The organism is Flavitalea plasmicola, assembly GCF_030546645.1.
GTDB lineage: Bacteria > Bacteroidota > Bacteroidia > Chitinophagales > Chitinophagaceae > Puia.
On sequence record NZ_JAUOTO010000002.1, the window covers coordinates 950,940 to 971,665 of the forward strand.

Annotated in this window: 14 protein-coding genes; 8 read left to right on the forward strand and 6 right to left on the reverse strand. The window is 52.5% G+C overall.

The genetic code is table 11. The annotated features are described in order from the left end of the window. Positions 1 to 65: 65 nt before the first annotated feature. The 5 genes from Q4E93_RS09040 to Q4E93_RS09060 form a co-directional block, all read right to left on the reverse strand. Positions 66 to 1,379, reverse strand: a complete 1,314-nt coding sequence (locus Q4E93_RS09040; protein WP_303584462.1) for an IPT/TIG domain-containing protein — start codon at positions 1,377 to 1,379, stop codon at positions 66 to 68. Positions 1,380 to 1,425: 46 nt separating this feature from the next. Continuing rightward, complete coding sequence (locus tag Q4E93_RS09045; RefSeq protein ID WP_303584464.1) at positions 1,426 to 3,261, reverse strand: RagB/SusD family nutrient uptake outer membrane protein; 1,836 nt, start codon at positions 3,259 to 3,261, stop codon at positions 1,426 to 1,428. An 18-nt stretch (positions 3,262 to 3,279) separates the two neighbouring features. Beyond that, positions 3,280 to 6,753: a TonB-dependent receptor gene (locus tag Q4E93_RS09050; RefSeq protein WP_303584465.1), complete on the reverse strand. Its 3,474-nt coding sequence runs from the start codon at positions 6,751 to 6,753 to the stop codon at positions 3,280 to 3,282. An 81-nt stretch (positions 6,754 to 6,834) separates the two neighbouring features. Beyond that, positions 6,835 to 7,986, reverse strand: a complete 1,152-nt coding sequence (locus Q4E93_RS09055; protein WP_303584466.1) for a FecR domain-containing protein — start codon at positions 7,984 to 7,986, stop codon at positions 6,835 to 6,837. Positions 7,987 to 8,019: 33 nt separating this feature from the next. Next, on the reverse strand, positions 8,020 to 8,571 hold the full coding sequence (locus Q4E93_RS09060) for a sigma-70 family RNA polymerase sigma factor (RefSeq protein ID WP_303584467.1): 552 nt from the start codon (positions 8,569 to 8,571) through the stop codon (positions 8,020 to 8,022). A 159-nt stretch (positions 8,572 to 8,730) separates the two neighbouring features. Here Q4E93_RS09060 and Q4E93_RS09065 point away from each other — a divergent pair, with 159 nt between their 5' ends. The 3 genes from Q4E93_RS09065 to Q4E93_RS09075 all read left to right on the forward strand — a co-directional run bounded on the left by Q4E93_RS09065 (position 8,731) and on the right by Q4E93_RS09075 (position 11,233). Beyond that, complete coding sequence (locus Q4E93_RS09065) at positions 8,731 to 9,459, forward strand: DUF1223 domain-containing protein (RefSeq protein WP_303584468.1); 729 nt, start codon at positions 8,731 to 8,733, stop codon at positions 9,457 to 9,459. Positions 9,460 to 9,521: 62 nt separating this feature from the next. After that, on the forward strand, positions 9,522 to 10,544 hold the full coding sequence (locus tag Q4E93_RS09070; protein ID WP_303584469.1) for a sensor histidine kinase: 1,023 nt from the start codon (positions 9,522 to 9,524) through the stop codon (positions 10,542 to 10,544). Next, a complete protein-coding gene (locus tag Q4E93_RS09075; RefSeq protein WP_303584470.1) occupies positions 10,541 to 11,233 on the forward strand; it encodes a LytR/AlgR family response regulator transcription factor in 693 nt (230 codons plus the stop codon). The genes Q4E93_RS09070 and Q4E93_RS09075 overlap by 4 nt, the downstream gene beginning before the upstream one ends. 7 nt (positions 11,234 to 11,240) lie before the next feature. Here Q4E93_RS09075 and Q4E93_RS09080 read toward each other — a convergent pair whose 3' ends face one another. Continuing rightward, positions 11,241 to 11,621: a LytTR family DNA-binding domain-containing protein gene (locus Q4E93_RS09080; protein WP_303584471.1), complete on the reverse strand. Its 381-nt coding sequence runs from the start codon at positions 11,619 to 11,621 to the stop codon at positions 11,241 to 11,243. A gap of 229 nt (positions 11,622 to 11,850) precedes the next feature. On the opposite strand from Q4E93_RS09080, the gene Q4E93_RS09085 reads away from it, so the two are divergent. From Q4E93_RS09085 to Q4E93_RS09105, 5 genes are all read left to right on the forward strand, one after another. Further along, a complete protein-coding gene (locus Q4E93_RS09085; protein ID WP_303584473.1) occupies positions 11,851 to 15,096 on the forward strand; it encodes a SusC/RagA family TonB-linked outer membrane protein in 3,246 nt (1,081 codons plus the stop codon). Between the two features lie 10 nt (positions 15,097 to 15,106). Then, positions 15,107 to 16,579, forward strand: coding sequence for a SusD/RagB family nutrient-binding outer membrane lipoprotein (locus tag Q4E93_RS09090; RefSeq protein ID WP_303584475.1), 1,473 nt, complete (start codon positions 15,107 to 15,109; stop codon positions 16,577 to 16,579). A 7-nt stretch (positions 16,580 to 16,586) separates the two neighbouring features. Beyond that, complete coding sequence (locus Q4E93_RS09095; protein ID WP_303584476.1) at positions 16,587 to 17,078, forward strand: hypothetical protein; 492 nt, start codon at positions 16,587 to 16,589, stop codon at positions 17,076 to 17,078. Positions 17,079 to 17,240: 162 nt separating this feature from the next. Further along, on the forward strand, positions 17,241 to 17,930 hold the full coding sequence (locus Q4E93_RS09100; RefSeq protein ID WP_303584477.1) for a hypothetical protein: 690 nt from the start codon (positions 17,241 to 17,243) through the stop codon (positions 17,928 to 17,930). Continuing rightward, positions 17,911 to 20,721, forward strand: a complete 2,811-nt coding sequence (locus Q4E93_RS09105; RefSeq protein WP_303584479.1) for a TonB-dependent receptor — start codon at positions 17,911 to 17,913, stop codon at positions 20,719 to 20,721. Before Q4E93_RS09100 ends, Q4E93_RS09105 begins: the two co-directional genes overlap by 20 nt. Positions 20,722 to 20,726 lie beyond the last annotated feature (5 nt).

Here is a 20,726-nt window from a genome sequence, read left to right on the forward strand (position 1 = left end):
TTTAAAAATAGGTCTTTACTGCACCAAAGAATAGCACAAACGTTTGCTCTATTTTTTCGTACGCCTTACAGCGATATTATTTTGCGGACCCTGTTATTGTTCTTGTCCAGTACATAGACGGTGCCGTTCTTGTCCACCGCCACGCCTATAGGAGCACTGAAGGAAGCCGCTTCTCCGATGCCGTCGGCATATCCCGCCGAATTGCTGCCGGCGAAGGTGCTAACGTCCCGCGTGTCTGCTGCGATATAGCGTATGGACTGATCGGGGTTGCCGGTGTCACCGTTCCATGTACCATTTTCCCCCAGCAAGAGGTTGCCGTCGTTGTCAATGGCCAGCCCCCAGGGGTAGGCAAACTTGGCCGCCGTACCGGCGCCGTTGGCATAACCTGCAGATCCCATCGTTCCGGCAATGACGGTCTTATTCCAGGAGCCCTGGTCGAACTTGTAGACCACCTGGTCCCCATTGCACGAGACATAGAGATTGCCTGCCTTGTCGAATTTGATTCCCGCCGGGTAGTTAAGACCGTGAATGACCTCGCTGGCGGTGGACTGAGCGGTGATCTGGTATATATTGCCGGGATTGTCGCAGCTGGAATAATACACATAGCCAGTTGTCTTATCGACAGCCACGCTCCAGGGCGCCTGGCTTCCCCAGGCCCAGGTGACAGCCGTACCGTCCGGTGAGATCTTCCGGACGTCCCAGTTGCCGGCGTCGCCGGAATAAAGATTGCCGTCGGCATCCAGGGCCAGGTCATAGGGAAGGCTGAATTTAGCAGCCGAGCCCTGTCCGTCCGCATATCCGGAGGCGGTGGGGTCGCCCACCAACGTCGATACATTGCCCAGGCTGTCTATCTTCCGGATGCAATGATTGCCCGGATCGGCCACATACACATTCAGGTTGTCGTCGACCACGATGCCCTGGCTGCGATACCATATCTCCCCGCTGAAATTGAATTTAGCATCTGTTCCCTGGCCGTTGGCAAAGCCAGCCGTACCGTTGCCCGCCAGCGTGCTGACGACCCTGGAGAACGTATAGTTGAAAACGCCTGTACTCACAGCGCTGTCCCCACCAATCTTAACGATCACATGGCCCGATCCGCATTTGGCAGGTATCACCGCCATGATCTGGCGGGCATTGGCGCCGACCAGCGCCAGTTGATGACCGTTGACAAACACCTTTATCTGCGAGGTGTCCGACGAGAAATTGCTGCCGGAGATCAGGACTTCCGTCCCTACGCCGCCCGAAGTAGCGGTGAAGCTGTCTACTTTGATAGGTGAGCCAGGATGGTGGCCCGTGCCGGCATCCTTTTTACAGCTGAGCATGCCGGTGGACAATCCAGCAAGGATTGCTACCAGGAATATCTTTATAGTACGTTGCATATGCATTGATTTATATTTAAATTCTTCCATCCGGGTTGCGCACATCTCACCATCCGGGGTTTTGGACGATGGCGTTATCGTTGTCTATGTCTGTCTGATAAATAGGGAAGAGATACATTTTGTCATTCCAGAACCTGTTCTGGAACAGCGTGCGCGTGTAGAAAGCGGTAAAGGAGAATCCCTGCCCATTATCGTTGGCATTGACATTCATGCCGTAAATGGCCTGGTTTTCGGCATTCCCCAACAATTTTCTCCTTACCAGCGTATAGTACCTGTCTCCATTTTCAAAACAAAGCTCCACCTGTCTTTCCCGCAGGATATATTTCCGCATCTGGTCCTGGTTGCCCACTGCACCGGGGTATACGGTCTCGATGCCCGGCAGGCCGGCCCTTGCCCTTACCATATCCAGGTAAGTGACGATATCGGGATGAGAAGGGTCCGATTCATTCAGCGCTTCCACATAGTCCAGCAGGATCTCCGCATAACGAATGAGTATCTGCGGCCGATAGCCCACAACGTCGTTGCGGATATTATCGGCGGGGCTGACCCCCTTCCGGATGCCATAGCCCGTGATATTGCTGCTATTGGCCGCCACCTGGCCCGATTTGCCGGAATAGTAGTATTCCACTCTTCCCGTCCCGTCCTGGTTGGCGCTGGAAGAATAAAAGTTCTTATCGTCTACCGTGATGGCAGGCAGGACAGGGTGCATATTATACTGTACATAGGCATAGAACCTTGCCTCCCGGTGGGCATACATATTCCACTCGCCTCTCAGGTGGCCGCCCCATGCGCTGGTGTCGCCGGCTCCCGCAAAGCCTGTTTCTACATAGCCGGAAGCGGGGTCATCGATGGTCCGTCCGTTGGACATGCAAAAGGCATCCACCGCGTTCTGGGTGGCATTGTAGATATTATAAGCGCCAGGTGACGGCGATACGTCCTTGACCCATCCCCAGGCACCATATTTATTATTGGCCATGATGATCTCATTGTTCCAGCTGGTAATAAACAGGTCACTGACAGACAGATAAGGATCAAATGCGCCCTTTCCCTCATCCACATTGGTGAATAATCTAAATGCGCCCAGGTCGATGACAGCCTTTGCGGCAGCGGCGGCTGTCGCCCATTTGGAAGCATCGTAGCTGGCAGGGGCCAGGGCCGTACCGTCATTATTTTTGAAATTATTGAAATAAGGGTTGCCGTTCCATAGGGGACTGGCGGCCCATAAGGCAAGCTGCGCCTTTACAGCCAATGCCGCGCCCTTCGTTACGCGGCCATAATTGCCGCTGACGGTCCAGGCTGCCGGCAAATGAGCTGCCGCCTTATCCATGATCTCGTTGATATAGGCCACACAGGTGTCGAAAGGAGCCCGGGGATATTTCGTGGCATCCGCCGTCTGGCTTACGGTCTCTGTCAGCTTGACAAAAGGGCCATATTGCTCCAATAGCTTCCAGAAGAACCAGCCTCTCAGGAAGACAGCTTCCGCCTTGTACTGTTGCTTCAGGCTATCGCTCATTTGGGTAGGAGGCACTTTATCTATGTTATCTTCGAAGATGAAGGATTGACGGATGCCCGCATAATAGCTGCTCCAGTTATACCCGATGTAGCTTTGCGGATTCCAGTTACCCGCCACCATTTGCCGTGTGCCCGACCCCCCGATGGAGACGGAGCTCTCGTCGCTGGCGCCAATAGTGGCATAGTCACCTCCATCGTTGTTATGCAGCCGGGCGTAAATATTATTCAGGTAAGACTCCGCATTGGCGCGGGTCTGCCAGAGCTGTTCTTCCGTCAGCAGGTTGTCCGGCTTCTGATCAAGATACTTCTTGCAGGAGCCCAGGGAAAAAAGGAGAATTACAGCAACACATATATGATTAGAACGCTTCATTTTCATCACGTTTTTAAGTTAGAATTGGGCACGCAGGCCAATGACAACGGTTCTCGCGAGCGGGTAGGTGGCCCCGTTGGACCCAAGCTCCACATCCCATAATTTGAATTTCGAAAAAGTCAGCAGGTTGGTGCCTGCGCCGTACACATAAAGGCTGGCAAGACCTGTTTTCTTCGACCCGGCATTGTAGATCGTATAACCAATGGAGGCCTGCTTCAGGCGGATATAGCTGCCATCCTTCAGCCACCAGGTGCTGTTGACGTAGTTATTGGAAGTGGTCGTGGCAATTCCCATGCGGGGATAGTATGCATCCTGCCGCGGATTGTCCACCGTCCAGCGATCAAGCGCTTTGCTCATTACATTGGCAGGGTATTGCCCAATGCCCGCAAAAGGCACGATCCCAACGCCCGACGCGGTGCCGTCCTTCATATCGATGGGCGTACCATTGGCCATGATGGATACATCCGCCACGCCCTGGAAGAATAGGGACAGGTCGATCTTCTTATAGCCCAGGGTAAAGCCCGCACCGTATGACCAGGAAGGAAAAGAGGACTTACCCAGGTAGGTGTAGTCGTAGGAGTTGACGGCCCCATCCTTGTCCAGGTCCGTATATTTGACATCACCGGGATGCACTACGCTGAAAGACTGGCCGGGACTGCTGTTGATATCGTCCTTGCTTTTGAACAGGCCCTGAGACACATAACCCTGGAACTCATTATACCGGTGTCCCGCCTGCAGCAGCCAGGGATACTTCCTTTTCGGATCGTCGGCAAACAGGATCTTGTTCCGGGCATAGGTAAAATTGCCGAACAGGCGAAGCGTAATAGCTTTCCCGAACTTGTCGTTATATTCCACGCTGCCGTCGATGCCTTTGTTATTCATTTCGCCCATGTTGGCATAGACCTTAGTATTCTGCGTAATCCCTGCGGTCCAGTCATAACCGTTGTATCCTACGATGGATGAGATAGCCTGCCGGGGGATGAGGATATCCTTGCGTCTGTCCTGGAAAACATCGACTACGACGTTGATCTTGTTCAGCAAACCTACTTCCAGTCCGATGTCCGTCTTGGTCGCCAACTCCCAGGTGAGATTTTCGGTCCCGATGATATACTCTGTCTGGCCCGTATACCCATTGCCATTCAGGCCGAAAGACGTACTCCCGCCACTGCCGAACTGCGTCAGGTAGCCAAAGCGGTCGGTCCCACCGATATTATCATTCCCCACCTTCCCGCGGGAGGCCCGGATCTTCAGCAGGCTGAAAGTCTTCGCCAGAGGGTCGAAGAAATCCTCTTTGGAGATCACCCAGCCGGCGGATACGGAGGGAAAAAAGCCCCAGCGATGACCTTCTGAAAAGTTCTCCGATCCTGTATATCCTGCGTTGAATTCCGCGAGATATTTATCCTTGTAAGCGTAGGTGGCCCGCCCGGCGGAGGCCATATTGCGATAGGGCAGCACATGGACGACATTGTCCGCGGAACCCACCACCCTGTTCCGCTGGTTGAAGACCAGCAGTCCGCCGACGCTGTGATCGCCGAAACTGCGGCTATAGCTGAGATTGGCTTCCAGGTACATCGTTCTTTCTGCCTGCGTAGTAGACTTATAACCCAGGTAGGTATCTCCCACGCGAGCCTGGTTGAGGATGAGATTGCCCTCACCATCCCTGGTGCTGGCATACCAGAGATCATTGTTTCCCTTTCGCTCGATATCCGTTTGGCCATAGCTGTCGAAGGAGAACCGGCCCATGGCCGAGAGACCCTTTGTAATAACGTCGAGCTTTTGCGCCAGCGTGATCACCGATTGAACGGTAGGCCTGAACTCGGTGGTATACCCTGCATTCTGCAAAGCATTAAATGGATTGGTACCCCCGTTGTTCACCGGACCCGCCCATTTATTGCCCGGGTATTTAATGGGAAATGCAATGGGGTTGGTGGCATAGGCGGAATACCAGATGCTGGCGGCCGAAACCCCGGGGTACCGGCTGTTCACCAGCATGGCGTCCAGGTTCAGCGACAACACTGTGTTCTTGCTCAGGTTCACATCCACGTTGCTCCGGAAATCATATCGTTTGAAATTGAGGTTGGGATTATATCCGTTCAACTTTTCCACCTTATAGCTGCCGTCCTGGTCATAAAAGCTGGCGGAAAGGAAATAACGCATGGATTCACCGCCGCCTGTAACATTCACATTGGCATTGTAATACGGCGCCCAGGTCTTATACATAGACTTCAGCCAGTTGACATTGGGGTATATATAAGGGTCCAGGCCACTGGCCGTCTTCTGGATCGTTTCGTCACTGTACTTGGGCAGCCCGCCATCATTTACTACGGCCTCGTTGTATAATTTCATGTAATTCACCCCATCCATCATTTTCGGTACTTTGGTAAGCCCGGAAACACCCGATTCCAGCTTGGATGAGATCTTCGGTTTGCCTGCTACGCCCCGTTTGGTGGTAATGATCAGTACGCCGTTGGCAGCCTTGGCGCCATACACCGCCGTCGCCGATGCATCCTTTAATAAAGAAATGCTGGCAATATCTTCCGGATCGATGTTATTATAGGCGCCGCCATACGTGCTGTTGACATCCTCGCGTTGCACGCCGTCCACGATGATCAGGGGCGATACGTTGCCTTGAAAGGTGCCGATGCCGCGAATGGTGAAAGTGGAATTGTCATAGCCCGGCTCACCGCTGGTCTGCACGGAAATGACACCCGCCACCTTACCCGCCAGCGCATTGGTCAGGTTGCGCACGGGCATCCGCATGTCCTCCATGTCTACGCTGGCCACCGAGCCCGTCACCGAGATCTTCCGCTGCTTGCCATAGCCCACCACCACGGCCTCGTTCATCTTATCGGTCTTTGTTTTCAGGGTGACTTTCAGATTACCTTTGGCCGGCACAGCAATCTCTTCCTGCTGCATGCCCACCATCGATACGCTGAGCACTTCTCCGGCATTGGCCCGGAGTGAAAAGATGCCGAACTCGTCCGTCATGACGCCTCCCGTGGCCCGCCCTCTCACCATCACCGTAGCGCCCTGCAATGGCTTGCCGTCTGGGTCCATTACCTGGCCTCTCACCGTAATGGTGTCCAGCACTTTTTTCTCCGGCGCCGGTGGTGGCGGATCTTTCACCACCTTCGGGGGCGCCGGCTTTTCGTTCAGCAGCACCCGGTGGCCCCTCACTTCATACGTGATGTTCCGGTCCCTGAACAGGTAGGTCAACACTTCCTCGAGACGTGCATTGCGGAAGCTGATACTCACCTTTTCCTTGTCATTCAGCAATTGATTGCTGTAAAAAAAACTTAGGCCCGTCTGTTTCCGAATAGCCCGCAGCACCTGCGCCACGGGTATATGCTGCCCGGAAATGCTGACCACTGATTGAAGTCCTGGAACCTCGGGCTGTGGCATCGCATATGCGCCCGGCAGGGCAATAAAGAAAAAAAGAATGGGAAGCAGCCTGCGCTGGAACAGCGCGGCATTTTTGAGGATTTCTCTCATATCAGCAGTTTTATAATATAGCTACAGACAAACTACTAGTTCGGGTGAAAACTTAACAGAAATTTTTTTTAGGGGAGAAGGTTACTCAAGATAAAGGTCCTTATTGGAGTAATAGTATTTTATATGCGCCGTAGTCGCAAGGTCATTGAGGAATTCAGCCAGCTTACCTTTTTCCAGCACGCCTGTCAGCGACTGTCCTGCAAGATGCTCCTTATTGATGATGATGTTGAGGCCGTAACAACGGGATGCCATCCTGGCCAGGTTTTCCATCGGCATGTCATGGAAATAATACACACCGTTGATCCACGACAGCTCATCGTCCTGCTCGAAGGTCGTCGAAGAGAACCCATTCGACACATTGTATTCCGCAACATATCCGGGATTCAGCGGCATGCGCTTCCCGTCCCGTGACCCTGCAATCACTTTCCCTTCCACCAACGCCGTCCGGACATTGCCCTTTTCATAGGTGTTGATATTAAAAGACGTGCCCAATACCTGTACATCCGTCAGCGGTGTATGGACGATAAATGGCGCACGGGTGTTGGCGGCTACCTTAAAATAAGCCTCTCCGGCTATTTCGACCTCCCTGGACTTACCAGTAAATTTTAAAGGAAAACGCAGACGGGTGTCGGCATTGAGCCACACCTCCGTCCCATCCGACAGAACGATCCTGTAAGTGGCGCCGGGAGGCACCGATAATGTGCTGGTGGCCGTATCCGCCGAAGTATACTGCAGCCCATCCTGATGCGTATTCAATGTCGTATTTCCCAATGCAATGGACCTGCCCGCATTGGCTTGTCCCAGCTCTACGGAATCACCGTTGGCGAGCTTCAGACTTACGGCCTGCTGGCGCTGTTTGACCAGCGTCGCGATCCTGCCCCCATCCGCAATCTTTTCTTTTCCAGGGTAGAAGACCCATATCCCTGCCGCGACCAGCAGGACTACAGCCGCCAGGGACAGCGCCCGCCTGAAACGTCGCCTCCTTCTTATATGTATCGCCGGCGCCATTCCCCGCGTGGCTTTCAACTCCCGCAGGCCCGCCCCGGCATCCAGCTCAGAAAGGAATGTGGGCAATCCCAGCTGTGCCGCCCGCTCCTCCAACAGCCGCCATTCGGCGGTAAAAGCCGCATCGGACGACAACCTTTGCTCCAATACCATCTCCTCTTCCGGGGTAATAGCCCCTGAAAGCTTCTCCACGAACAATTGAAATACCTGTTCTTTCGTATAGTTCATCTGAATATGCTACACCAGCCCGGCCTTAACGGGTTAATTGATCTTACTATTAATTTCCCCCCTCAGGACCTTCAGTCCCGTTTTCAAATGCGTTTTCAGGGAGTTGATACTGATGCGCATGGCGTCGGCAGCGTCCTGGTACCGCTTCCCATGGATGTATACCATTTGAATGGCAGTCTTTTTCTGGTCGGGCATCTGTTCCAGCAGGGAATGCAACCGCTGGTAATGGTCCGTTGTCCCTTCCCCGAAACCCTGGGCCTCAAAGACGCCATCCTCCTGCAGCGCTGCGTATCCTTTCCGGTGCCTGTCCTGCACTTTTTCCCGCTTTAAGTAATTGAGACACCTGTTCTTGATGGCCAGAAACAGGTAGCCTTTGATATCGTCATGGAAATGCAGGTACAATTGCCTGTCCCAAATGTCAAGGAAAAGGCTCTGGACGAGGTCTTTGGCCTCGGCGCCATTTTTCAGGAAGAAGAAGGCGCTGGTACACAACAACGTGTAATATTTAAGATACAGCTCGTCGAAGGCAGACAAATCTCCCGCCTTCAGGCGACTGACCAGAGCTATATCTTGCTGCGACGGCATTTTTAAAAGTAAAAGTTTTCTCCCTGGTTCGGTTACACAAACGTTTGTGTTAAATTATTTCGCATGGATTGAGGCGGGCCTCAAAAGTATTGAAAATGTAACCCAATCGACACCAAAGACCAGCGGCATTTGGTAAATTACCTTATAAACTTCAGCTTCATGCCATCCAAAATACTTCTTTTGCTGGGCCTGCTGCCCACCCTTTTCCTATCCGGGCCCGGCCGACCGGCGGATGCAGACGGATTTGCCCTGGTGGAGCTTTTTACCTCGGAAGGCTGCTCCAGCTGCCCGGCTGCCGACGAGCTTGTAGCATCCCTGCCGAAAAGCTATCCCAGGGGCGTTTATGTCCTGAGCTTCCATGTCGACTACTGGGACCGCCTGGGCTGGAAAGACCCCTTCAGCAAGGCGGATTATACCCTCCGGCAAAAGCAATATACCGAAGTGCTCGAACTCCGGAGCCTGTATACACCCCAGGTCATCATCAACGGGAAAACGGAAATGGTAGGCTCCGACGAAGTCCGCCTCCGCCAGGCCGTGGACGAAGAGCTCGCCCATACCACCAATGCCGCTGTAGAAGCCAATGCACATAGCGCCGACGGTAAGACCATCACGGTCGACTATACCCTCACGGGCAAAAGCCAGGGTGCTCTTCAAGCCGCCCTGATACAGCTGGAGGCATCCACAGCCGTCAAAAATGGCGAGAATGCCGGCCGGCAACTCCATCACACCAATATCGTCAGGGACCTGAAAACCTCCAATAAAAGCAAAGGCGCCCTAACCCTCACTTTCCCCGCCAGTCTGACAGCGGCAAACTGTAAGGTCCTCGTCTTTCTGCAAAATAAGGACGACCTGCACGTCAGCGGCGCCCGGCTGCTCGACATCCATTGAAGTCCCGGACCTATCCGTTTAAAATACCCTTCAAAACAAATATTCTTTTTACATTCGTCTGAATGGAAGGACGGCGGCGTACATATCACCCACTGACAAAATTGCAATGGCTGATATGGATAGTGATCTTCTGGATAATGTTCTTTTCGGTCCTGGAAGATTATCCTATGCTGGACGCCCTTAACTATGCTTGCCTCGGTACCCTCTCCTATATTATCATTCTCTACGGCAACGCCCTGTGGCTGATACCCCATCTCTACCGGAAAAAGAAATATTTCTGGTACGCTGTCATCATCGTCCTGGGCCTGGTAGCCATCACCTGGATGCGCGCCCAGGTCCAGTTTTTCATTTATTATCATCTTATCCTCAAAACAGAGGGTCACCTGGTCTTTGCGAATTATGCCTATCCCTTCGTTACCCATTGCCTCTTTTTTATCTTCAGCATCGCCTTTCGCTTTACCCTGGACTATTTTGCTATCAAGCAACAACAGGAGCAGCTGCTGAAGCAACATGCAGAGGCGCAGCTAAACTTACTGAAAGCCCAGGTACAGCCCCATTTCCTGTTCAATACGCTCAACAATATCTACTTCGTCGCCCAACGCGAGTCCCCGCTGACGGCCGACCTCATCGAAAAGCTCAGCTCCATCATGCGCTATTTCCTGGAACAGGGCCCTCACCAGGAGATCCCGCTGTCCGCAGAGATGGGTTTTATCCGGAATTATATCGAGCTGGAAAAAATGCGGATACGCCATCCTGTAAAGACTACTATTGAAGTCCCGGAAGATATCTCTCATGTGAAAATACCCCCCATGCTGCTGATCCCGCTGGTGGAGAACGTTTTCAAGCACGGTATTGACAAAAGGGGAAAAAATAACTATATTTCAATAAGGCTGCAGATCTCGGATCGCATCCATTTCAGGGTCTGCAACCATTTTCGCTCTGATGTCAGTCACAATGGAACAGGCTGGGGCATCGGGCTTAATAATCTCTCGAAGAGATTGCAGATCCTTTACGGAGACAATTACCAGCTTGTCAGCGATCACTCGGAAGACGTCTATATCAGTAATTTAACGATACCGCTATGACCAAGATAGGTTGCCTGATCATCGAAGACGAGCCCAATGCACAACAGCTGCTGCAGGATTATATCAGCAAAGTCCCCTACCTGACATTAAAGGGTACATGCTTCGACGCGTTGGAAGCCCTGGAACTCCTGGGCCACTCCCAGGCAGACCTCATTTTTTTGGATATCAACATGCCCGACCTGACAGGGATCGAGCTGATCCATATGCTGCCCAAAGAGCAAAAGGTGATCTTCACCACGGCCTCTTCAGACCATGCCATCGAGAGCTATGAATACAATGCGGTGGATTACCTTCTGAAACCCATTACTTTCAAACGCTTTCTGATGGCAGTGCAAAAAGCTTTCAACCCCGCATCACCGCCGCCCTCCCAGGCGGAAGAATACCTCTTCGCCAAGTCTGACAAGAAAATGATCCGCGTCAACCTGCGCGATATCGTTTATTTCGAAGCATTGAAGGAATATGTATGCATCCATACGAGGACACAAAAGATCGTCACTTATAAAAGGATGAAAGAATTGCTGGAAAAATTGCCGGGACATTTTACGCGCATCCATAATTCTTACATCGTCAATGGAGATCATATTACGCGTGTGGAAGGCAACTATGTGCTCGTTGGCGACAAGAATCTTCCCATCGGAATTTCTTACAGGGATGCTTTTGCCGGGTTTATACAGCTCCGTGCGCTGTAAGAGGGCGTCAATTCTCCAACAACCATCGCTTGAACATTCCCGCCTTCAACTGGCTGATGATGATGGTCTCTTTCGGGTCCGGGTCCAACTGTACCTCCAGCTTTCCTTTCCTGGCCGGCCGGAACTTTACCACCGCATTGATATTCACCAGGTATTTCTTTGTTGCGCGGAAAAAGCATTTCGGGTTTACGGCCAGCTCGATATTCCTCAGCGGCCGGGCCATGATGTATTTGTAATGGCTCTTTGCCTCGATCACATAAGACACGCCGTTCTCGATAAAAAAGTAGGCGACATCCTCCAGCCGTATGGCCATGAACTCTCTTCCCTTCTTCACAAGGATCCTTTTACCGGCATTTTCTCCGACGATCATTTCATCGTGCAGCAGCATAGGTAGTGTTTTCATTAAATTACAGCATCCCCCCCTGCCGTGGAAATAATTTCAATAGTTTAATCGCCCTCTTCAATAGGTTTCACTTCCTGCCTCCCGCTGCATCGGCCATTACCATTTGCCCGAACTAACATCCAACTTCAACGGGAAAAGGTCCAAGTTGCCCTCCGGCACCCCCGTCCCAGCCTGGAACACCTTGTCTATACCCTAGTCACAAAAAACTACACAAATGAGAAAACTTCTATTATTCATTCTTTTCCCGGCGATCTATGCCTTGCCGGTCCTGGCCCAATCCAGGATCGTCACCGGTAAGGTCACTGACCAGGACGGCCAGGCTGTTCCCTTCGCTTCGATTCGTATTAAAGAAACCAGGGCAGGGACCAGCGCCGATGCGGACGGCAACTTCTCCGTCAGGGTAAAAAATTCCGAAACGCTCATCATCAGCGGGGCAGGCATCACCACCCGCGAAATGCCGGTGGGCGACGTCACGACTTTGAATATAAAGGTCTCCCGTAAGAATTCCTCGCTGGCGGAGGTGGTGGTCACGGCCTTGGGTATCCAGAGTCAAAAAGACAAGCTGGCTACCAGCCAATCCTCCGTCAAGGGACAGGCTGTGGCCGGGTCGGGGGAAACCAGCGTCCTCAATGGCCTGGCAGGCAAGGCTTCCGGCGTACAGGTCGTCCGCTCGGGAGGCGATCCGGGAGAAGGCACCTATATACAGATCCGGGGGCAAAGCACCATCACCGGCGACCTTCAACCCCTGTTCGTCATTGACGGCGTTCCCGTCTTCAACTCCTCCTTCGGCATGGCGGTGAGCGGCACCTCGCAGCAATCCCGTCTAAGCGACATCAATCCCGACGACATCGCCACGGTGGACGTGCTGAAAGGCGCTGCCGCGGCGGCCCTCTATGGCACCCGCGCGGCCAACGGCGTGGTGCTCATCACCACCAAAAAAGGAAGGGCGGCGGGAAAGATCAGCATTTCCCTGAATACCACTTACTCTTTGGATGTCCTGAACAAGAGCGCTCCTTTGCAGACCACTTATGGTCAGGGCGACAAAGGCCTCTTTGCAAACGGCAACCGGCTTTCCTGGGGAGATAAGATCGCAGACCGGGCTGGGGGCGCCGATGTCAACAGCGGGACGGCTTACGTAATCCTGCCGGACGGCTCCAAACGCTACGCAGTGGCCAATGGAACGGCGGCTTCTCCACACGGAGGAAAGAATGCCAAAACGATCTACGACCATACCAAAGACCTTTTCCACAACGGATATTTTATAGACAATACGCTTTCCTTCAGCGGTGGCGACGACAAGACCGTGTATTATGCCAGCCTGTCCAACCTTTCCCAAAAAGGTATCATCAGGGCAGGCTCCGACTATCACCGGAAATCTTTTACTTTCAACGCAGACAGAAGGTTCAATAAGACCATTCGCCTGGGCACCAATCTTACTTATTCCAATGTAAAGTCCAGCAGGGCGCAGCAAGGGTCCAATACTTCCGGACTCTTCCTCGGCGGCCTCCGTACACCGGCCGATTTTAACAATACGATCTACGAAGGCACTTATGTAGATGCCGCCGGCGCCCTCTATCCGGGCCGCCAGATCGCTTACCGCAACCCCATCGGCGCCAACACCAATTCCATTTACGATAACCCTTTCTGGATCATCCACAGAGTCACCAGCACCGTGGAAGTCAACAGGGCATTGGGCTCTTTCGAGGCTAATATACAAGCCACTCCCTGGCTGTCCTTCCTGGCGCGCACAGGTGTCGACTTTTACTCCGACAACCGGACAGATAATTACCCTGTTCTGTCGGCAGCCTTCCCGGGAGGCAGCCTCACCATCCAGGAGCTTTCAGAGCTGCAGTTCAACACAGATCTGCTGGCAAAGGTCACCACCCCCATCGCTCCTTCCATTAATTTAAATGCAATGGTGGGCATTAATTACAACAACCGGAATTTTGAGAATGCGGGCACCAATGTGAAGAGCTTTATATTGCCTGATGCACCGCCGGATCTAAGCAATTCCGCCGGCTCTTCGCGATTCCCTTTCAACTCCCGTTCCACCGCACGGACGACGGCGACTTACGGACAGGTGTCCCTGGATGCATTCGATCAGTTGTACCTCCATCTCACCGGAAGGGCTGAACAAGCCTCCACATTCGCCAATACGTTCTTTTACCCTTCCGCAGCCCTGGGCTGGCAGTTTACAAAATTGAAGGGACTCGACAACAGCAACGTACTTTCCTTCGGCAAGCTGCGGGTGACCTATGGTGAAGTGGGCGTACAGCCCAGCCCCTATCTCACCAACACCTATTATGTCACCGGCTCCTCGGCAGTCATCGGCGAATCCTTCGGGTCGACACTGGATGCCTCCTCTCCTGTCTACGGCGGAGGCTATATTCGCAGCACACTGAAAGGCAACCCGGATATAAAGCCGGAAAGGAAGAAAGAATATGAGCTGGGACTCGATCTCCGGCTTTTCTCCAATAAAGTCAGCCTCAGCGGTACTTACTATTCCAATAAGACAACAGGCGCGATCTTCGGTGTAGCGGTACCTGGTTCTTCCGGCTTCCTTACCATCAATGACAATGCCGCGGAGATACAAAATAAGGGCGTGGAAGCGGACCTGGGGATCAACTGGTATAAGAGCAGCAATGGCAATCTCAGCATCAGCTCCAACATCAACTGGTCCAGGAATAAGAACAAGGTGCTTAGCCTGAAAGGCACCAAACAATTCGGGCTGGCGGGCTTCACCTCCGTGGTCTCCAGCGCTGTTCCCGGCTATGGTCTCGGCGCATTCTGGGGCGTAGGTTACGACAGGGATGCAAAAGGCAAGCTGGTCCTGGACGCCAATGGCTTTCCTACTGTGGCGCCCAGCGAGTCCGTACTGGGCGATCCCAACCCGGACTGGATCGGAGGCATCACCAGCACTGTTAAATACAGGAATCTCACCTTCTCCTTCCTCTTTGACCACGTACAAGGGGGCGATGTGTGGAATGGCACAAGATCCGCGCTCACCACCATCGGCACAGCCGCCGAGACCGGCACCCAGGCGACTGCCACAAAAGCCCTGAAAACATATGACGGCAAGACGATCGCCGCCGGCGCCAGCTTTCGGGGATCAATAGCCGATTTTGGCGGGGGGCCGGTCGCACTGACCCAGGCCTGGTACAGCGACATCGGGGGCGGGTTCGGCTCCGCGACAGGTCCTCAATTCTTTGAAAAAGGCACCCGGACACGCTTGCGGGAAGTTACGCTGGGCTATTCACTGACAAGCTTCGGCTTCCGTCAGAAGACGAAGCTGCAATCCATCGACTTCTCCTTCACAGGCAGGAACATCGTGCTGTGGTCCCATTATAAAGGCATCGATCCCGAGACGAACCTGACAGGGCCTACCAATGGGCGCGGCATCGATTACTTCAACAATCCCAGCACCCGCAGCTATTTATTTTCCATCAAGATCAACTATTAAACTGATAAACATGCGACCCATCTTCCTATATATATTTCTTCCGGCGACCCTGCTGATGGCCGGCTCCTGCAAAAAATTCACGGAGGGACTCAACACGAGCCCCAACAGCCCCACCTCAGCCCCTTATAAGCTGGTGCTCAATGGTGCACAGGTATCCGCCATACTGGTGTATGAAGGCAACCTCGCCCGCGTAGCGGGCATCTTCTCCAGGAGCTTTACAGGAGCAGACAGGCAGTACGTCAGTCTCAATAACTATAACTCATCCTCCAGCGACTACAACGACACCTGGGACAATCTTTACTCCATCGTTATCGGTCAATTGAAGATCGTGGAGCTCCAGTCGCAGGCGGTGAATGACAAAGCCACCACGGGCATTGCACAGGTCATGCTGGCACAGGCTTTTGGATTAGCTGCCGACCTTTGGGGCGACGTGCCTTTCAGGGAAGCGGGCGATGCGGCCAAATATCCTACGCCAAAATTTGACAAACAGGCAGATGTATATGCAGGTGTCCAGTCGCTGCTGGACAGCGCCATCGACAATCTGCAGGCGCATGTCGGCAATGGTCCTGCGGAGAAAGACATCTATTTCCAGAGCGACCCGGACAAATGGGTGGCCGTCGCCTATACGCTGAAGGCAAGATATTACCTCCACACAAAAGAGTATGCCAATGCCATTGCCAATGCACAGCAGGGCATCGCCAGTCCCACAGGCAATATGATGGATCCCCATGGCACCAGCTATACCGCCGATTTCAATATCTATTATGCCTTCCTCTCCTATGACCGGGTGGGATACATGAATGCGGAAGGCGCCACTGCGGCAGCCTGGCTCGATCCATCCAGCGCCACCTATCGCGGCGATGCCAAGACGGATGAGACGGCAAGGTTTGAATATCTTTACCAATCGGGGCTGAATACAAACTTCCTGGACCCCAACGTGCTCTCCAATTTCGATGGCTGGGGCAATCCTTCCAACCAGGACGGATTTTTTGCAGGCAGCGCACCGTTCCCATTGGTTACCTTTGAAGAGAACCAGCTGATCCTGGCCGAGGCCCTTATGAAGAATACCGCTCCTGACCCTGTCGCCGCCCTGCAGGCAATGAACAAACATCGCCAATACATGGCCACGGGTGGGTATATCAACAGCGGCTACCTGCCGGATGGGTATCAATATGATGATTACGATCTCAGCGACTTTAGCCCGGGAGGAATGGCCAATCCCGTTGCGTCCGGTCTCAACCAGGAGCAAGCCTTGCTTCGAAAGATCCTGGAAGAAAAATATGTTTCAACAGTAGGCCAGATAGAGCAGTTCAACGACGTGCGCAGGACGAAGAACCTGCTGGGAATACCCCCCACGACAGGATCTACATTACCACAACGGTTCCTTTATCCGCAGGATGAGATCAATACCAATCCCAACACGCCCAAGTTGGCGGCGGGCGACCTGCTTAAAGAGACCACGGCCAATTCCAGTGCTTATTAGTTCAATTATGACCAATACCATTTCAGTCCCGACAACTAGAAACCGTCTTCTGAAGCCGGCCATCAAGACCATCCTCCCTGCATGGCTGGTGGCCGGCACTTTAGACATTACCTATGCCATTATCATGTGGGGGCCCGTCCTTGGAAAGATCACGGCTGCCCAGCTCCTGCAAGGCATCGCCAGCGTCCTCATCGGCAAAGACGCATTGACAGGGGGGGCGGGCGCCGCCCTGCTGGGACTGGCCATGCACTACGGCATCAGCCTGGCCTGGACATTGATCTACTATTTTATCTTCCCGTGGTTACCATTCCTGGCCAGGAATAAATGGATCAGTGGAATGCTGTACGGGATCTTCGTTTGGGCAATGATGACCTTGGCAATAGTGCCATTGGTAACAGGACGCGCCTGGCATTTCAGCACCGTGCCCTTCATAAAAAGTATCGCCCCAATGCTGTTCCTGTTCGGGCCGGCCATCGCGTTGATCATTAATAAGAAATAACCTGCATCGTTAATCAACGTTAATTTCTCCCGAAGTTTACAGGACTTTGATTAAATTAAGGTCTTAATAGACATTTATTCCTATTGGGTCACTTTGTAAACTTCCTTAATGCCAAAGGCAAACCAAATCTTCTGCGCGTTGCTGCTTATATGTAATCTATTGATGCTGAGAATACAAGCCCAGATTATAGAAAAAGACAGCACGGTCACCCGCCTTGCCTTCGAAAAAGCAGTTCAGCATTATCATGCCAGCATGGCCCCGGAGCCCGGACTGTACCGGGGCAGCGAATATGTCGTCTACGCCCAAAACCTTAAAGAGGGGCATCCTTACTTCGACAAAGATCATATGCGAAACGGATCTCTCCTGTACAACGGGATCCTTTACAGGGACGTACCCCTGGCATACGACCTCGTGAAGGGCCTCGTGGTGACGTATGCACCCATGAACGCATTTAAGATCATCCTGATCAACGAGCTGATCGACAGCTTTACCATCGAAAACCATATTTTCATCCGGCTTAAGGACAGCCTTGATCCTTCGGTCCCGCGTCCGGGTTATTATGAGCAGATCTATAAAGGCCGGGTCTGCATCATGAAAAAAGAAAAAAAGTCCATCCTTGAGCAGGCGGGCAATACCTCCGTTGAAAAAATCATAGACCATTCCGTGTCCTATTACCTCGTAAAAGGCAATACATGGTATCCTGTCAATAATAAAAGGTCGTTGTTACATACCCTGGGCGACAGAAATAAAGAGGCGAGAAAGTTCATGCGGCGGAACGATCTTGACATGACCGGGGATAAAGAAAATACACTTCTAAAAATTGCCGCCTGGTATGATGGTTCCAATCAATAGCAAATCGCACATGATGCCTGCTCCTGTTCTCCTGAAATGGTTGTCCATTATCCTTCTATTGCTGCCGGCCAGCCGGGTCTTAGCGCAAAAAGGGGACCTCGTTACGGTGACTTTTAAGCAAACGCCCCTTGCTGATGTCCTGAAAGAATTGGAAAAACAGACAGGATACCGGTTTTATTACGACACGACGTATCTCGACACCGCGAAGGTCGATATCGATGTCCGGCAGCAGCCATTCTATAAAGTGTTGGAAACTGCATTTTCAGGTACGGAGCTGACCTGGTCCATCGACCGGCATAAACACGTTTTCATCAGTAAAGGAGAAGCTATTCAGACTGAATTGCCTTCCGATTTTTTCAGCAGGAAGGACACAGGAAAGATTACCGTCGCCGGGGAAGATCTCCCGCATGACAGGCAGGAACAGGCAAATACCCTCCAGGTCGCCGTGCTGGAAAATAAATTGTATACCATTGGAGAAAAGGTCAACGGCCCGCTGCAGGACATCGTCAACCTGGCAGGCTATACCCGTGACGCCAAAACAGGCGAGCCCATTGTCGGGGCCTCCATTTACATAGAAAATCCCAGGATAGGCGTCTTCTCGGATCAATTCGGCTATTACTCCATTTCTCTTCCAAGAGGCCGCCATATCCTCAATATACAGAGCATCGGCATGAAAGATACACGCAGATTGATAATGATGTATGGCGATGGGAAGATGAACATAGACCTCCTGACGCAGATCATGACCCTTAAAAAAGTCATCGTCTCCGCGGAAAAAGCCAGCAATGTCCGAAGGACCCAAATGGGCGTACAGAAAATAGATATCAAGACCATCAAGCAGGTGCCCGTGGTGTTCGGGGAGGCAGACGTCCTGCGCGTGGTGATGACCTTACCTGGTGTCAAGACGGTGGGAGAAGCCAGCACCGGCCTGAATGTGCGGGGTGGCTCTGCGGATCAGAACCTGGTATTGTTCAATGACGGCACTATCTATAATTCAGCACATTTCTTCGGGATGTTCTCAGCGTTCAATCCCGAGGTAGTGAAAGACGTGGAGCTCTATAAAAGCAGTATTCCCGCGAAGTATGGCGGCCGTCTTTCCTCGGTGCTGGACATCAACAGCAGGGAGGGCAACAAAAAAGAGTTCACCGGTTCGGCAGGCATCGGCCTGCTGACCAGCCGCGTCAACATCGAAGGCCCCCTGGTAAAGGAGAAGACCTCTTTTATCCTCGGTGGCAGGACAACATATGCCAATTGGCTGCTGGCCCGCCTGCCGGATCAGTATAAGCACAGCCGGGCATCCTTTTATGACGTCAACCTCAACATCAGCCATGAGATCAATAAGAACAACAACCTCTATTTCACGGGCTATCTGAGCCAGGATCATTTCAATCTGAATAATGACACCACCTACGGCTATGGCAATCGCAACCTTGCCGTGAAATGGAAACATGTTTTCAACAACAAATTATACAGCCTCATCACCGGGGGCTATGACCGTTATCAATACAACATCACCAGCACGGAGAATAAGGTCAACGCATACAAGCTGGCTTTCGACATCAACCAGCTGTATTTCAAAGCGCATTTTAACTATTTCCTCAATGCCGGCCACACCCTGGAATGGGGGGTCAGCACACTGCGTTACCAGCTGCACCCGGGTTCGTATCTGCCGGCGGGCAAGCCCTCCCTCGTTGTCCCGGATGTCCTGCAGGCCGAACAAGCGCTGGAAAGCGCCGCGTACCTCAGCGACCGCTATACCATCAGCAGCGCGCTGTCCCTGGAAGGCGGCCTGCGCTATTCAATGTATAATTATATGGGCCCTGGAGACGTAAATAACTATGCGGCTGGGCTTCCCATCATTCCAGACAACCTGATCAGCACTACCCACTATCGATCCGGCGACATTATAAAGACCTATGGAAGTCCGGAGTACCGGCTGTCCGCCCGATATAGCCTGACAGACAATCTTTCCATCAAGGCGGGTTATAACACACAGCGCCAGTACATCCACGCCTTGTCCAATACCACGGCCATGGCGCCCACGGATATCTGGAAACTAAGCGATCCCAATATCCGGCCCCAGTCGGGCGACCAGGTTTCCCTGGGGCTGTATAGAAATTTCAAATCGAACACGATCGAAACATCCCTGGAAGTCTATTACAAACGGATCAGGAATTACCTGGATTACAGGAGTGGCGCACAGCTGATCCTAAACCACCATATAGAGACAGATGTGCTGCAGACAAAGGGAAAAGCTTATGGCGTCGAGCTGCTGATAAAAAAACTCACGGGCAAGGTGAATGGCTGGCTGAGCTACACCTATTCCCGCATACTGCTTCGTCAGAATGATCCCAATGCGGGAGAGCTGATCAACAACGGCGAATTCTATCCGGCTAATTATGACAAGCCGCATGACGTCACCATGGTAGGCAATTACAGATTCTCGCATCGCGTCAGCATGTCCCTGAATGCCACTTACAGCACCGGCCGCCCTATTACGCTGCCCATCGGCAAATTTTATTATGCCGGCTCCTGGAGGACCTTATATGCAGACAGAAATGCTTACCGCATCCCCGATTATTTCCGTACCGATTATTCCATCAACATCGATGGCAATCACAAGGTCCACCAGAAAACGCATAATTCATGGACCATCGGCGTATACAATCTGACGGGCAGAAAGAATCCCTATTCAGTATATTATATATCCGAGAACGGCGCCGTCACAGGTTACAAGCTTTCGATCTTTGGAAGCGCCATTCCCTATGTCAACTTTAACATCCGGTTTTAAAGCCA